This is a genomic window from Paenibacillus sp. FSL W8-0194 (assembly GCF_037969745.1).
Taxonomy (GTDB): domain Bacteria; phylum Bacillota; class Bacilli; order Paenibacillales; family Paenibacillaceae; genus Paenibacillus_AQ; species Paenibacillus_AQ cookii.
Genome location: NZ_CP150205.1, coordinates 3907147 through 3921762 on the forward strand (window position 1 = coordinate 3907147; position 14616 = coordinate 3921762).

The following is a 14616-nucleotide window of genomic DNA, read 5'->3' on the forward strand; positions in this document are numbered from 1 at the left end:
CTCTCGCGTCACGCTCCTTATCTCCCGTGTTTCAGGCGGTCGGCTTCCTCCGCCCGTTTGGCCGAATTCCATTTGTCCATGTCGCCTACCAGATAGCCGGTAATCCGCCGAATCCGTTCGACCTGGACGCCGTCGCATGCCGGGCAGCGATCGTCGATGATGCCGCTGAATCCGCATGTTTTACAGCGGTCGACCGGGTGGTTGATCGAACCGTAGCCGATCCGGTTGTCCGCCATGCACCGCACGATCCGATCCAGCGCGGCCGTGTTGTGAATGACCGATCCGTCCACTTCGACGTACGTAATGTGACCCGCGTTGCAGAGCTCGTGATACGGCGCTTCCAAGCGGATTTTATCCGCCGCCTTGATCGGAAAATAAACGGGAATATGGAACGAATTCGTGTAATAATCCCGGTCGGTAACGCCGGGTATGGCGCCGAACGCGATCCGGTCCTTTTTCACGAATTTCCCCGACAAACCTTCCGCGGGAGTCGCGATCAGCGTAAAATTCAAGCCGCTGTCCTTCGTTTCGCGGTCCATCCGTTCACGCATGCGGCGGATGATCCGAAGCCCCTGCCGCTGAACCTCCTCGCTTTGTCCGTGATGGCGGCCGAAAAGCGCCGTCAAAGCTTCGGCCAAGCCGATGAAACCGACGCTGAGCGTCCCCTGCTTCAGCACGCCGCCAAGCCGGTCGTGAGGCTGAAGATGCTCCCCGCCCCTCCATACGCCCTGCGAATATAAAAAACGGAAATTCCCGGCCTGCCGGCCCGCCTGGTACCGGAAGCGCTCATGAAGCTGGCGTACCGCCACGTCCATCGCTTCGTCAAGCCGGCGGTCAAACTCTTCCGGATCTGCGGACAAAAGGGCAAGTTTGACCAGATTGATCGACGTAAACGACAAATTGCCGCGGCCGATGGCGGTTTCCTCCCCGTTCACGTTTCCCATCACGCGCGTCCGGCAGCCCATGTAGCAGACTTCGCTTTCCTTCGTTCCCCGGTCGTAAGCTTTGTTGAACGGCGAATCAAGAAACGCGAAGTTCGGGAACAGCCGGCGGGCGGTCGTTTCCAGCGCGAGCCGGTACAAGTCGTAGTTCGGATCTCCCGGATGAAAGTTCACTCCTGACTTCACCTTGAAGATCTGGATCGGAAAAATCGGCGTTTCTCCGTGCCCGAGACCCCGCTGGGTCGCCAGCAGCAGCTGTTTGATCAGCATTCTGCCGCATTCGGACGTGTCCGTCCCGTAATTTACCGATATGAAGGGAACCTGGCCGCCGCCCCGCGAATGCATCGAATTGGCATTGTGGATGAACGCCTCGCAGGCCTGGTACACATCCCGTTCGGTCATGCTCCAAGCTTCGCGCTCCCGGTCGAAATCGTCTTGGAGCGGCAGCTCCCGCAGCAAGCGGAGCTTTTTCTCGAAGGTTTTGCGCACGTACGGCGCAAGGTCAGCGTCAAACATCGGGAAAGCTTGTCCGCCGTGCTGCTGATTCTGGTTGGCCTGCAAAATGATCGAGGCAAGCGCCATGGCGCTTTTGATGTCCTGCGGCTCGCGCATATGGCCATGGCCGGTATTGAACCCGCCCCGGAGCAGCTTGCCGAGCGGAATCTGGCAGCAGGTCGTCGTTCCCGAGGCATAAAAATCAAGATCATGCGGGTAAATCAAATTTTGTTCGATCGCTTCCTTGACCTCCGGCGACAATAACTGTTCGGCAGCGTACATTTTGGCGCTTTCGCTGGCAAATTTGCTCATCAGCCCCATGGGCGACTTTCCGTCCACGTTCGCGTTTTCCTGAAGCAAATCCGGGTTGCCGTCTTGCAGCATATCGTCAAAGGAACGCCAGAGACGCTCGGCCGGATCCTGGATGAGATCATTCATTTCCACTTCCTCCTTAAGGCGCAAAATGGGATGGCTAATCCACCCGACACCATATATAGTATTTAATTCGAAAATCAAACACTATATCTATTGTCACACCCCGGAGAAAAGCTATTTCTGCTTTACCGGTCAAACGTCATCGCCGGCCAAAACAGGGGGCCCGGCATAAAGCCCAACCGATGGCATAACGATTCGAGCGGATGGCCGTGCGCAATTCGGGCGCGGAGCATCGGCTCCCCGCGATGTGCCAAAACGGTCAAAGCCCGCCTCAGCATGTTTGTCGCAACCCCTTTGCCTCTAAAACCCGGCCTTACGGCCAGCGCTTCGATCACCGGACAGCCCTCCGAGTACCCGATCAAACAAACGCCGATCAAAGCATGCGTTGCACGGTCATACGCTGCGCCCGAGGCTTCCAGCACGGCTTCCGGGCTTTGGGCGGCAAATTCCCGAAGCCGAAGCAGCGTCTCCGGAAAAGACACGGCGCCTCTCTCTCCGCTCTCCCCGCCCTGGGCATGCTTAAACAAAAACAGCCCGGCTTCGCGCTCCAGCTTCAGCCTCGTTTCCCCGGAATCGCACGCGGTTTCCGCCCGGCGCCAAATCATCTCGGGATGCTCGCCTTCGAATACGGCCGTCGGACGCCGCATCCACCGGAATCTGCACGGGTCCGGCCGAAAGCCGGCCCGAATATAATCATCGGCGTCGCCGTCCGGCACCTCCATTGCCTGAATCGGCAGCCCGTTGCCGCCTTGCCGCCGCAATGTTTGCGCGATCAGCCGAATTACCTCGGCCCCCCCTCCAAAAGGCGGAACCGTAAAAAAATACCGGAATGCCCAAGGCGACAGGGCCAACCCGCCGACAACGGTTTGATCTTTTACGAGCCAAAAAGGCTCATCGCCCCCGGAGAGGAAATTTTCCTTCTCCCGGCATCGGAAGGCGATCGTCGCCTGATGATAATAAACATGAACGTACCGCTCCCATTCCGGGGCATCCGCCCGGCATAAATGAAGCGACTCCGTCAGCTTGAGCGTAGACGCCTTTTTCAGCCATGTCTCGCGATCCATACCAAGCGAACCTCCTTCTGCCTTCCGAAAGAAAGCTTCCCTACTAGATTACGTTCCGCATGACCGGTTTCATGCCATTTGGCCGCCGGACCCTCTAAATCTTTGCCGCCGGTTCGCCTGAAAACGGCAAAAGGGCCGCACCCTTGTTTGTCTCGATTGGAGACCAAGGATGCAGCCCTCGCTATGTAACAACAGCATCATGCGAAACTCGCTAAATATGTATGGATTTGAGCCATGTGATGGCGGTCATGTTCGAAAAAATCAAGCAAATATTCGTCCACCGACAGCTTATCTTCATGTTTATGGCCGAATTCGGATTCCGGAATGCCCTCGATGACCTCGACCAGCTGCCTGCGCGCTTCCACGGTTTGCCGGATCAAATCCTGCTTGCTCTGGGTCAGCCCGTAAGCCGCGGCGTCGCGGTTGAACTCGTTGAAATCGAGCGGCTTCAGCGTCATCGGCCGATGCTCCGCCATGGGCCGTATCGCATTTTCCAGAAAATACCTGTCCCACAGCATCATATGGCTGATGATGTCGCGCGGCGACCATTTGCCTTCCGCGACCGGCCCCGCCCACTGCTCTTCGCTCAAACGCTCCAGCGATTCGGCGAACCCGATCAGCTCGGCAAAAGCTTCCAGTTTCTCCTGCTTCGTATTCATCGAATATCCCCCTGTCAAAAGAAAGAAATGGTTGATTCCCTTCCTGATCATACCATTGAATCCGGAACCAAGCAAGAACGTTTGTTTGGTTTCGGACGTGCGAAAGGCTAATGATGGCAGAGATGGCCGTAAAATATCGGGGATAACGGGAAAGCGGGCGCACCGTATCGCAAGATCCGAATGGAACGCCTCCGACGCCGACGCCCGCGTCTCCTTTCCCGTGCTTCATCCCCCGTTCGGAATTACAGCAGCAAATTTCTTTTTCTGAACCAAACGATCCCGGCCGCAAAACCGGCGAAGCCGACCGCCAGCAAAATAAGGACCACCGGCGTCCAATGAAGCGTTCCATTGACGATGTCCGCGGTGTCAATTAAAGAAAACAAGGAAACATGCTGCATCCAGGAAAGCTTGTCGCTGATTTTGCCCGCCAAATTCAAGCTGAAAAACCCGAATACGATGAACCCGGAGATGCCAAGCGCCCTTTTTTCGTCATTCGCAACCGCGGACACCAAAAAGCTGATGCCGCAAACCGCAAAAAACAGCAGGAACGCGCCCAGATTCAGCAGCAAAAACCTTCCGGAGTCGAGCTCGCTGACATCCCCGATAAACCAGGCATACCCGCCGTATCCGGCAAGCGTCGTAACAAGCGAAATGATGAATAATCCCGTCAGCAGGACGACGGCCTGCGTAAGAGCCACCTTGATCCGGGTCGTGGGCGCGGCCAGCAGGTAGGCCATCGAGCCTTGATCGACGAGACGGGCCATCAGTTGGGTGGACGTGGTGATGCTGAAAATGGACAAGATCAGCACGAACAGCAGCCCGTAATATTCGCCGGAAATAAACGACTCGACGCTGCCGAACCCGTTTTCCAGGCTGAACGCCTTGCTTAGTCCCTCCGGCATCGACGCGATGAGCGCATTGAGGTTTTCCGATTGCATGGCCATGCTCGGGTAAACCCAAAACATAAGCAAAATATAAAAAGCCGAACCAAACGCGTAACTCGTCATCGTCTGCAGATGATTTTTGAGCATTTGCCCATACAGCGCAGCGTTCATGTCATTTGCCTCCCGTCCGGTCGTAATAATCCATAAAAATGTCCTCCAGGTTTTGCGAAGCCACGTCGATGCTGCGGATCCGGTATTTCGCCGTTTCCTGGACGAACCGGTTATAATCCCCCTGTACCGCGACGCGCACCCGGTTATCTTTGCAGGATTCGATTTTCAGGCCGCTGGCAAGGAACGCATCCCGGTCCCCGGCATCCTCGAAGGAGACCTCGAATAGCTTCCGCTGCTCGGCCTGGAGTTCATGGATGTTTTTTACGGCGATAAGCTTCCCGTCCTTGATTATGGCCGCCCGGTCGCAAGTCCGCTCGATTTCCGGAAAGCTGTGCGAGGACATCAAAAACGTCGTCCCTTTGGCCTTTTCCTCCAGAACAAGCTCGATGAACACCCTTTGCATCAGCGGATCCAGGCCTGAGGTCGGTTCGTCTAATACGATCACCTCAGGTTCATGCATAAAAGCGGCCACGATGCCTACCTTCTGCTTCATGCCCTTGGACATCTTCCGGATCGGCGTGCGGTCATCGAACTGCAGCCGCTCCACGAGCTCGGCCCTGCGCTTCGGATCAACCCCGCCGCGCAGCTTCGCCATGAAATCCAGAAAGGTTTTCCCCGTCATACCCTCCATAAAGGCAATTTCTCCGGGCAAATATCCGACCAGCTTTTGAAATTTCCCTTGATCTTTCCACGTATCAAGATCCCGTATCCGCACGGTTCCCTGTGCCGGTTTCATAAAACCCATGATGTGGCGGATCGTCGTGGATTTGCCGGCCCCGTTCGGACCGAGAAAGCCGAACACTTCCCCTTTTTCCACGGTGAAAGAAATATCGAATATCCCTTTCCCCCCTGGAAATATCTTCGTTACATGTGACACCGTAAGCATAGCCAGCGCCTCCCGCTCGGGAATAAAATTATGAAATATTATATCCCGAATATTTCATAACCAGATCATACGCCGGAAAGATATTCCCGTCAATAGAGTTATGAAATATTTATGTGTTATAATTTCATTATTAGCGGCGAAAGCCGGAAAATGGAGCTGATACAAACGTGAACGGCTTTGAACGCAGAGCACAGCAGATTAAAAACCGCATTAAAGAGACGGCATTAAAGATGCTCGCCTCCTGCAGCCCCAAGCAAATCCGCATCGCGGACATCGCCGGGGAAGCCGGCGTTTCGCAGGTAACGATCTACAATTATTTCGGCAGCAAGGAAGCCCTCATCCGCGAGGTATTCCGGGACTACGTCCAAAGCACCGTAGATGAATTCGAATCCGTCGTCCGCGCGAACGTCTCGTTGAAGGAAAAGATCGAATACATCGTTTTGCAAAAGAAAAATAACACCCATACCCTCCACCCTTCCGTCTTGGCGGAGTTGGTGCAGGAGGACCCGGAAATCCAGGAGCTCGTCCGCAAAAATTACGAGGAGCGGAGTTTGCCGCTCATGGCGGAACTGGTCGGCAAAGCGAAAGCAAACGGGGAGATTTCCGAAGGCATATCGGTCGAAACGGTCATTTTGTATTTGAACATGCTTTACGATTCTTCCGCGCGCATGCTCGAATCGACGCAAAACAGCGAGGATCTGGACAAACTCGTCGAGGAAATGGTGCACGTGTTTTTTTATGGCATATGTGGTCCCAAGTCCCAAAATTGATTAACAGAACGTAAATTGTATGTTAATTTAGTATTTTCATCGTGTAAAAAAACTTATATAGTATTGGTTAACAAGGAGTCAGGAAAAAATTAACAAACTCCAGGAAAGGAGCCGGAATGATAGACTTTTCCATGCGATCATCAAAACCAAAAACGCCCGTCGTCGGGATTTTCATTCTTTTGCTGCTGAAGCTTATGCTTTTGCGCTATTTTTTCTTCCACGAGATCATGTGGAGCCGGATCGCGGCCGATGCCGCTTCGCTGCTGGTTCTTCTGTCCTTGCTGGAGCTCATCGTCCCTTCCAAAGCGAAAGGGATCGTGTACTGGATCTTCAATGTGCTGTGCTCGCTGATCTTTTTTGCCTCGGCGGTGTATTTCCAGCATTTCAACACCGTTCCGACTTATACAGCCCTTTCCGAGCTGAAGCAGGTCGGCGGGATCAAGGACAGCGTGCAGTCGACCATCCAAACGGCGAACTACCTCTTTTTTGCCGATATCGTCGTCATCACGCTGGTTTGGATCGCCGGCAAGCTGATGGGACGAAAGCCAAGCATGTCCGCTCCTTTGCGCAAAAGATGGCCGGCGATCGTCGGCGTGGTCGCCCTTGCCGCGACGGCATGGTTTATCGTCAAAGACCGGGGCATCACGAACGAAGTGCTCCAAGCGGAGCATCTCGGTTTTTTTAATTACCAGGTAGCCGCAGGGCTCAAAGCCAAGGAAGAAGCCGTCGCCGTCGCTTCCGGCAATATCAAGGATACGGTCAAGAAAATCGAATCGAAGGAAGCCATGTTCAAATACCAGGACGATCCGCAAGCGCAGCCGAAATTTTTCGGGGCCGCCAAAGGCAAAAACGTCATCGTCATTCAGATGGAGGCTTTCCAAAACTTCCCGATCCATCTGTCTCTGAACGGCCAGGAGCTGACGCCGGTGCTGAACGGTCTTTCCAAGGACGGCTTCTATTTCTCGCGGGTATTCCAGCAGATCGGCCAAGGCAACACCTCCGATGCGGAATTCATGAGCAACACCTCGATTTATCCGACGGCGGCCGTGGCCATGTCGACGGGTTACGGCGACCGCGTGCTTCCAAGCATGCCGCGCCTGCTCGAAAAAAGAAATTACGAATCGGCCACGTTCCATGTGAACGACGTCAAGTTCTGGGACCGGGACAAGCTGTACCCGGCCTTGAAGTTTACCCATTACTACGACAAGCCGTATTATAAAAACGACCATTTTAACGAATTTGGCGCTTCGGACGAGGAATTGTACAAATTCGGCATCCAAACGCTCTCCAAGCTTCATCGGGAGAAAAAACCTTTTTACGCGCAGTTCGTGACGGTGTCCAGCCATTTTCCGTTCAACGTGCCCGAGGACCGGGTGAAAATCGGCATCCCGGATGCCTTGAAAGGGACGCAGCTCGGCAATTACTTGGCTGCCGTCAATTACACGGATTACGCGATCGGAACCTTGATCGACCAATTGAAACAAAATGGCATGTGGGACGACACCGTCCTGGTCATCTACGGCGATCATTTCGGCCTGCAGCCGCAGGATAACGATCCGGCGATGATCAGCCAGGCGCTTGGCATCAAATACGATCCGCGCGTCACCCGGTTCAACATCCCGCTCCTGATCCACGTGCCCGGCGTGCAGGGACAGGAATTGAAGCAGGTCGGGGGGCAGGTGGACATCTTGCCGACGCTCGCCAACCTCCTCGGCATCTCGCTGAAGGAAGAAAACTTTACCGCGTTCGGCCACGATTTGCTGAACATCAACCATAACATCGTCGGCAGCCGGTATTATTTGCCGACGGGTTCCTTCTTTAACGACGACATTTTGTACGTCCCAGGCAAAACGTTCGAGGACGGCAGCGCGACCGATTTGGATACGCTTGAACCCGTCGCCGATTTCGCCAAGTACAAACCAGATTACGACTATAACCTGTCGCAAATGAAATTGTCCGACGAATACGTCAAGCTGCTGCCGAAACGGGAATAACGGCGATGCGTTCCTTTCCTTTTTTAGGGCAGCGCAAAAAACACGGGCATCCGATTTGAAGGATGCCCGTGTTTTTTGATGGAAGCCGGGCTGCGCGAAGAACGCCCAACAGGCGCTTTTTACGCAGCCTTTCGTTTATATGCAATCCATGAACCGCTTACTCCGCGACGATCAGCTCGATCCCTTTTTCCCGCAGAAGCTTGGCATCGGCGCTTTCGATCTGGCTGTCCGTAATGACCGCATCGATCTCTTCCCATCCGGCCACATGCGTAAAAGCCTGCACGCCGATTTTGCTGGCGTCGGCCAATAAATACACGCTGGCGGCCTGCTTAATCAGCTTATGCTTGACCATGGCCTGCAGTTCGTTCGATTCGCTGATGCCCCGCTCCGGGTGCACCCCTTTGCACGAAACGAACGCTTTTTCGACGTAATAGGCCTCCAGGCTGCGCTCAGCCATCGGTCCGACATATGAAAGGGATCTTGCCGCCAAAATGCCGCCGGTCGAGATCACCTCGATTTTTTCCTTCGACGATAGCTCCAACGCTACCTTGATCGAATTCGTCAGCACCGTCAGCGGAACATCCGGCAGGATCGATGCCATGTACCATGCCGTCGAGCTGGCGTCCAGCGCGATCCGGTCATGCGGTTCGATCCGGGCGACAGCCGCTCTGGCGATGCGCTTTTTCTCTTCCTGGTGCATGACTTCCCGCTCGAAATACGGGGTTTCGGCCTGTGTCTCCTTGACGCTCACCGCCCCGCCGTGGCTGCGCCGAAGCTTGCCCTGCTGCTCCAGACGGTCCAAATCGCGGCGGATCGTTTCTTCCGTGACCCCGCACAGCTCGCTGAGCTCGGATACCCGGATGCTGCCTCTTTCGTTGACGAGGCTTACGATTTTATCGTATCTTTCCGCAACTAACATAGCTACCCTCTTTCATCGCCGGCCTTCCCGCCAGCCAGAATCACAACTTGGAATGTTCATGAAAACAAAACCTATTATACCAAATCTCAGGATGCAGGCGCATGTCCCGCTACCGGTCTATCCGACGATCAGCGCATAGGCCGCACCCGGGCCGTGCACGCCGATCGTGAGGTCGTTTTCGATGTCCGACGACCGGCTTGGTCCGGAAATAAAATGGACTCCGGCAGGGAAACGTTCGGCCGGGATACTTGCGACTCGGCTCATCGCCTCGCCGAGCCGGGTGTACATGCGTTCCGCCGGGATCACGGCAATAAGCACGTTCGGCAGCAGCGATACCGAGCGGCCTTTGTCCGCAGAGGACGCAACGACGATCGTGCCGGTATAAGCCACCGCATGATCCGCGAGGACGATGCCCACGTCCGCCTGCTCGCAAATGTTCAGGGAGCCTTCGGGATCCCGGCCGTTCCAGGCGTGATGCGAAAGCTCGGGCAGGACGCTCTCCAGCTGCAGGCTTGCCAGCTCCGGCAGGTTTTGCCGGATCGTCGACCGCGCCTGCCGCTCTTTGGCGATGCGGGCGATGACCTCAGGCACGCCCGACATGGACGCGATTCGCTCGGGATAACCGCCCGCAGCCCGCCAATTGTCCATAAAACGACCGATTTTCTCTTCGGTCCCCAGCTCATAGGAGGACCAAAAATCCGGCGCCCCCCGGTACGGATGCACCGGAGCCGGACCGGCGGCCGGTCTTCCCAGCCTGTTTGCGATGTTGCCGATAAACCGCTTTTCCGCCTCCCGCGATTCGCGGTCTAATCGGGCAAGAAATTCCGGATCGGATTTGGCCATGTTTAATGCCCTCCCTTCGCCCGCGACTGAACGATCTTTTCCATGCGGGACTTCATTTCATCCGTCATCGGCTTGAACGACTTTTCGGCCTCCGCCGTCACTTTCGTCCACTGCTCCCGGAACGATTTTTTAGGCAGCGCCGGAATATGGCGGTACGCCGTCCAGCCGCCGAGCGGGCCGATCCTGGATTTGATGACTCCGCCGCGAACCAGCAGCTTTTGGCCCAGCTGCCCTGCTTTTACCGCCCTCTCGAACCAGGCGTGGCTGCCCATCAGCATTTTGAAGCCTCTCATCGCCATTTTTTCGCCGGGCGCGGTCACTCCTCGTTCCACTTTCCGGTTGCGCAGGTATACGAGCATGTCGTGAAGCGGGATTTTGACGGGACAGGCTTCGTAACAGGCGCCGCACAGGCTGGACGCATTGGCGATGTCGTGCCACTCCTCCGCATTTTTGTTCAGCGCCGGAGTCAGCACCGCGCCGATCGGGCCGCTGTACGTTCCCGGATAAGAGTGGCCTCCGATATGCCGGTACACCGGGCAAGCGTTCAAGCAGGCGCCGCAGCGGATGCAGTTGAGCAGCTCCTGGAAATCCGGGTCCCCGAGCTGCAGCGACCTGCCGTTGTCGACGATGATGACATGCATCTCCTCCGGTCCGTCCCCGTCCTCCGTCCGCTTGGGTCCCGTAATGCCGGACATGTACATGGTCATTTTCTGGCCGGTGGCCGATCTCGGCAGCAGCGTGGCCATCACCTCCAGATCGTCCCATGTCGGAATCAACCGTTCCATGCCCATCAGCGTGATCTGGATTTTAGGCACCGTACTGACCATGCGGGCATTGCCTTCATTCTCGAAAATGACGACCGTCCCCGTCTCGGCGATGCCGAAATTGCAGCCCGTCAGCCCGATGTCCGCCTCAAGGAATTTGTCGCGCAGCTTGCGTCTCGCAAAACCTGCAAGCACCTGCGTCTCGGGCGGCAGCGTCTCCCCGGCTTCCTTCGACAGCAGCTCCGCGATTTGGCGGCGGTTTTTGTGAATGGCCGGGATAATGATATGGGAAGGCGGTTCGTTGGCCAGCTGGATGATGTATTCGCCCAAATCGCTTTCGATCGACTCGATGCCGATTTGTTCGAAAGCCTCGTTGATGTGGACCTCCTCGGACACCATCGACTTCGATTTGACGACCGATTTCGCGCCCCGGTGCTTCACGATGTCCATGGCGATCCGTGCCGCATCCTTCCCCTCCGGCGCAAAATGCACGTGAACGCCTTGGGCGCGGGCGTTTTCGATGAAACGGCTCAAATAATAATCCAGATGGGCAACCGTGTGGGCCCGGATTTGCCGGCCGCGCTCCCGCCACTCCTCCCAGTTGCCGTGTTCGGCCGTCGCCGCTTTTTTGCCGTTTTTCAGCCTTTCCGTCGTAAATTTGACGGCATCGATCAGAAATTCATCTTGAAGAGCGGTTCTCGCGCGCTCCTTGACGTTAGACCCCTGCGGTTTGCTCACGGTTCCTCACCCCTTCGTACAGCAGTTCGGCCAGATGCATCACGCGGACCGGCTTGCCCTGAAATTTCAGGTTGCCGCCGATGTTCAGCAGGCAGCCCATGTCCAGGCCGACGAGCACCTCGGCTTCCGTCTCCAGAACATGCTGGCTTTTTTCTTCGACCATCGCCCCGGAAATTTCGCTCATCTTGACGGCAAACGTCCCGCCAAAACCGCAGCAGTCTTCGGCATAAGGAAGCGGAACGTATTCCATGCCTTCGACATGGCTCATCAGCTCCATCGGCTCGTCCTTGATCCCCAGCAGACGCGTGCCGTGGCAGGAAGGATGGTAGGTCACCTTATGCGGAAAATACGCCCCGACATCCGTCACACCCAGGACCTGGACGAGGAATTGGGTAAATTCGTACGTCTTTTCTTGAAGCCGGCGGCTTTTTTCAAGCAGCGCGGCGTCGTGTTCGAACAGCTTCGGATAATAATGATGGATCATGCCCGTGCAGGAGCCTGAAGGCGCAATCACGAAATCGCTGTCGTCAAACGCTTCCAAAATCGTTTTGGCCGAAGCTCTTGCTTCGTCCCAATAACCGCTGTTGAAGGCCGGCTGGCCGCAGCAGGTCTGCACCTTCGGAAAATCCAGCCTGACGCCGTAGCGGGCAAGCAGCTGCGTCATCGCTTCGCCGATCGGCGGAAACAGCGCATCGCTGATGCAGGTAATAAAAAGCGACACTTTCATCCTAGCATTCTCCTCCTTTGCGCTAAGCGCAACATTCGAGCCGGCCCATGGCCCGGATAGAAAATCAATCCCCACATGCCCGAGACGAGGCGTGTACGGCGCTCTTTTCGGACATGGCGGGGATTGCGTTGTTCATGGGATCATAAGATAATCGTGAGCCAGGCGCAAACCGGGAATCAGCGCGTGAACGCGGCAGGCACCCCGCCGTCGATCGTCAGCATGCAGCCCGTCGTTTTTTCGGCTTTCGACGACGCGAAGAAGGCGATGCCTTCCGCCACGTCCTTCGGATAAATATTGACGAGCAGCGTCGTTCTCTTCCGGTAATGCTCTTCCAGCTGGTCCGGTTCGATGCCGTAAGCCGCGGCGCGCTCGTTGCGCCAGTTCGAATTCCAGATCGCGGAGCCCTGCAGGATCGCGTCCGGCAAAATCGTGTTGACGCGGATGCCGTGCTCCCCGCCCTCGGCGGCGATGCAGCGTGCCAGATGCGCTTCAAGCGCTTTGACCGAGCTGTAGGCCGTCACGTTTTTGCCTGCGTAAACGGAGTTTTTCGAGCCGACGAAAATCATGCTGCCGCCGAGCCCCTGCTCTTTCATTTGCTTGAACGCTTCGCGTGCCACAAGGAAATACCCCGTGCCCAGCACGTTCATATTCAGGTTCCATTCCTTGAGCGACGTTTCGTCGAACGGGCTCGAAGTCGCCAGCCCCGCATTGTTGACGATAATATCCACGCCGCCGTATGCCAGCGCCGTTTCGCCCAGCGCCGCGATCACCATTTCTTCGCTGGTGACGTCCATTTTTACGGCTTTGGCCCGTCCTTCGCCATACTGCGCGTTGATTTCGGCCGCAACCTTCTCGGCTCCTTCAAGATTGAGGTCGGCCAAAACGACGTGAGCCCCTTCGGAAACGAGGCGCCGCGCCGTTTCGCTGCCGATGCCGCCAGCGCCCCCGGTGATGAAGGCGACTTTGCGGGAAAATTCCGCTTCGGCGGGAGCCAACGTCAGCTTATACAGCTCAAGCGGCCAATATTCCACGTTATAGGATTCGTTTTCGTTCAGCGACACGAACTCGCCCAGCGCCGTTGCGCCTTTCATGACGGCAATCGCGCGGTGGTACAGCGCGCCGCTGACGCCGGCCATCGCCACGCTTTTTCCCGTGTTCACCATGCCGATCCCCGGGATGAGGATTACGCGCGGAGCCGCTTCGAACATGACGTCGCCTTCGTGTTTGTTCCGTTCGAAATAAGCTTTATATTCCTCTTTATAGGCTTCGATTCCGCTGCGAACGGCCTCCTTCAGTCCGGCTGCCCCGGTGGACGGCGCCCATTCGACGTACAGCGGAACGCGTTTCGTATGCACCAGATGGTCCGGGCAAGCTGCGCCGACTTGGGAAAGCTCCTTGGCGTTTTTGCTGTTGACGAACTGGAGCACGTCGTCCCCGTCATCGTACGTGCAGATCATTTTTTTGCCGTCGCTGACCGCGCCGCGAATGACCGGCATCACTTCCGCGAGGATGGCTTTGCGCTCCTCTTCCGGCAGCGTCTCTGCTTGGCGTCCGCCAAACACCCGATCCTCTTGAATCCGTTCGTTGATGTAGCTTTCGGCTTTTTGAATCATCGCGATCGTTTGGTTGTAGCACGCTTCCGACGTTTCGCCCCAAGTGACGAGGCCGTGTTTTTCCATCAGCACGAGCTGGGCGTTCGGGTTGTTTTTGACGCCTTCGGCGATCATTTTCGATAACGTGAAGCCCGGACGGATGTACGGCACCCACACGAAGGTATCCCCGTAAATTTCTTTCGCGATTTCTTTGCCGTTATCCGCGCAGCACAGGCTGATGATGGCGTCCGGATGGGTATGGTCCACGTGCGGGTAAGGCAGAAACGCGTGCAGCAGCGTTTCGATCGAAGCTCTCGGATGTTTGCTGTCGATCATGCAGTGGGACAAATATGCGACCATTTCTTCGTCCGGCATTTCGTCGCGTTCGATCAGCGGCCGGATATCCTCAAGCCGAAGTCCGGTAAAATGCTGGGCTTTCATCGTCGCCAGGTCGGAGCCGCTGCCCTTCACCCACATGACCTCCACGTCGCGGCCGCGAAAATCCTTTTCCACCGTTTTCAGCGAGGTATTGCCGCCTCCCCAGTTGCATACGCTCCGGTCGCTGCCGATCAGGTTGGAGCGGTATACGAGCTCTTCCACGCCCGCTTTATGTTTGGATGCTTCTGCGTTATTCCAAAGACTTTGAACCATGAATGATGCCTCCCGTACCGAATTGTTTTGTTTTCATTTGTTTATGTTTGAATTGACTTGATTATAACAGATGGTGTTTGTTT

12 protein-coding genes are annotated in these 14616 nt (G+C 56.0%); 2 read left to right on the forward strand and 10 right to left on the reverse strand.

Going from position 1 to position 14616, the window contains the following annotated elements; all coding sequences use genetic code 11:
• Positions 1–17: 17 nt before the first annotated feature.
• The 5 genes from MKY58_RS17825 to MKY58_RS17845 all read right to left on the reverse strand — a co-directional run bounded on the left by MKY58_RS17825 (position 18) and on the right by MKY58_RS17845 (position 5535).
• Entirely contained in the window at positions 18–1874 is a 1857-nt protein-coding gene (locus MKY58_RS17825; protein ID WP_339321425.1) for an anaerobic ribonucleoside triphosphate reductase, read from the reverse strand.
• Between the two features lie 122 nt (positions 1875–1996).
• Complete coding sequence (locus MKY58_RS17830) at positions 1997–2935, reverse strand: GNAT family N-acetyltransferase (protein ID WP_339321426.1); 939 nt, start codon at positions 2933–2935, stop codon at positions 1997–1999.
• 197 nt (positions 2936–3132) lie between these two features.
• Complete coding sequence (locus MKY58_RS17835; protein ID WP_339321427.1) at positions 3133–3594, reverse strand: DinB family protein; 462 nt, start codon at positions 3592–3594, stop codon at positions 3133–3135.
• Positions 3595–3836: 242 nt separating this feature from the next.
• A complete protein-coding gene (locus MKY58_RS17840; protein WP_339321428.1) occupies positions 3837–4649 on the reverse strand; it encodes an ABC transporter permease subunit in 813 nt (270 codons plus the stop codon).
• Position 4650: 1 nt separating this feature from the next.
• Positions 4651–5535, reverse strand: a complete 885-nt coding sequence (locus MKY58_RS17845; RefSeq protein WP_339321429.1) for an ABC transporter ATP-binding protein — start codon at positions 5533–5535, stop codon at positions 4651–4653.
• A gap of 167 nt (positions 5536–5702) precedes the next feature.
• Between MKY58_RS17845 and MKY58_RS17850 the strand changes: the two genes are divergently transcribed.
• Positions 5703–6305, forward strand: coding sequence for a TetR/AcrR family transcriptional regulator (locus MKY58_RS17850; RefSeq protein ID WP_339321430.1), 603 nt, complete (start codon positions 5703–5705; stop codon positions 6303–6305).
• Between the two features lie 131 nt (positions 6306–6436).
• The gene (locus MKY58_RS17855; RefSeq protein ID WP_339321431.1) at positions 6437–8299 is read left to right on the forward strand and encodes an LTA synthase family protein; all 1863 of its coding nucleotides are present in this window, start codon (positions 6437–6439) and stop codon (positions 8297–8299) included.
• 157 nt (positions 8300–8456) lie between these two features.
• On the opposite strand, the gene MKY58_RS17860 is transcribed toward MKY58_RS17855, so the two are convergent.
• The 5 genes from MKY58_RS17860 to MKY58_RS17880 form a co-directional block, all read right to left on the reverse strand.
• On the reverse strand, positions 8457–9218 hold the full coding sequence (locus tag MKY58_RS17860) for a DeoR/GlpR family DNA-binding transcription regulator (protein WP_339321432.1): 762 nt from the start codon (positions 9216–9218) through the stop codon (positions 8457–8459).
• Positions 9219–9335: 117 nt separating this feature from the next.
• Positions 9336–10061 (reverse strand): LUD domain-containing protein, encoded by a 726-nt coding sequence (locus MKY58_RS17865; RefSeq protein WP_339321433.1) that lies wholly within the window; start codon positions 10059–10061, stop codon positions 9336–9338.
• A 2-nt stretch (positions 10062–10063) separates the two neighbouring features.
• Complete coding sequence (locus MKY58_RS17870; protein ID WP_339321434.1) at positions 10064–11563, reverse strand: LutB/LldF family L-lactate oxidation iron-sulfur protein; 1500 nt, start codon at positions 11561–11563, stop codon at positions 10064–10066.
• Positions 11541–12290, reverse strand: coding sequence for a (Fe-S)-binding protein (locus MKY58_RS17875; RefSeq protein WP_339321435.1), 750 nt, complete (start codon positions 12288–12290; stop codon positions 11541–11543). The genes MKY58_RS17870 and MKY58_RS17875 overlap by 23 nt, the downstream gene beginning before the upstream one ends.
• Before the next feature lie 176 nt (positions 12291–12466).
• Positions 12467–14533: a bifunctional aldolase/short-chain dehydrogenase gene (locus tag MKY58_RS17880; RefSeq protein WP_339321436.1), complete on the reverse strand. Its 2067-nt coding sequence runs from the start codon at positions 14531–14533 to the stop codon at positions 12467–12469.
• Positions 14534–14616 lie beyond the last annotated feature (83 nt).

Bases quoted from the DNA above. Each gene is read 5' to 3' on its own strand.
- MKY58_RS17860 (WP_339321432.1), bottom strand. From the start codon at position 9,218: ATGTTAGTTGCGGAAAGATACGATAAAATCGTAAGCCTCGTCAACGAA.
- MKY58_RS17825 (WP_339321425.1), bottom strand. From the start codon at position 1,874: ATGAATGATCTCATCCAGGATCCGGCCGAGCGTCTCTGGCGTTCCTTT.
- MKY58_RS17835 (WP_339321427.1), bottom strand. From the start codon at position 3,594: ATGAATACGAAGCAGGAGAAACTGGAAGCTTTTGCCGAGCTGATCGGG.
- MKY58_RS17830 (WP_339321426.1), bottom strand. From the start codon at position 2,935: ATGGATCGCGAGACATGGCTGAAAAAGGCGTCTACGCTCAAGCTGACG.
- MKY58_RS17875 (WP_339321435.1), bottom strand. From the start codon at position 12,290: ATGAAAGTGTCGCTTTTTATTACCTGCATCAGCGATGCGCTGTTTCCG.
- MKY58_RS17855 (WP_339321431.1), top strand. From the start codon at position 6,437: ATGCGATCATCAAAACCAAAAACGCCCGTCGTCGGGATTTTCATTCTT.
- MKY58_RS17845 (WP_339321429.1), bottom strand. From the start codon at position 5,535: ATGCTTACGGTGTCACATGTAACGAAGATATTTCCAGGGGGGAAAGGG.
- MKY58_RS17840 (WP_339321428.1), bottom strand. From the start codon at position 4,649: ATGAACGCTGCGCTGTATGGGCAAATGCTCAAAAATCATCTGCAGACG.
- MKY58_RS17880 (WP_339321436.1), bottom strand. From the start codon at position 14,533: ATGGTTCAAAGTCTTTGGAATAACGCAGAAGCATCCAAACATAAAGCG.
- MKY58_RS17865 (WP_339321433.1), bottom strand. From the start codon at position 10,061: ATGGCCAAATCCGATCCGGAATTTCTTGCCCGATTAGACCGCGAATCG.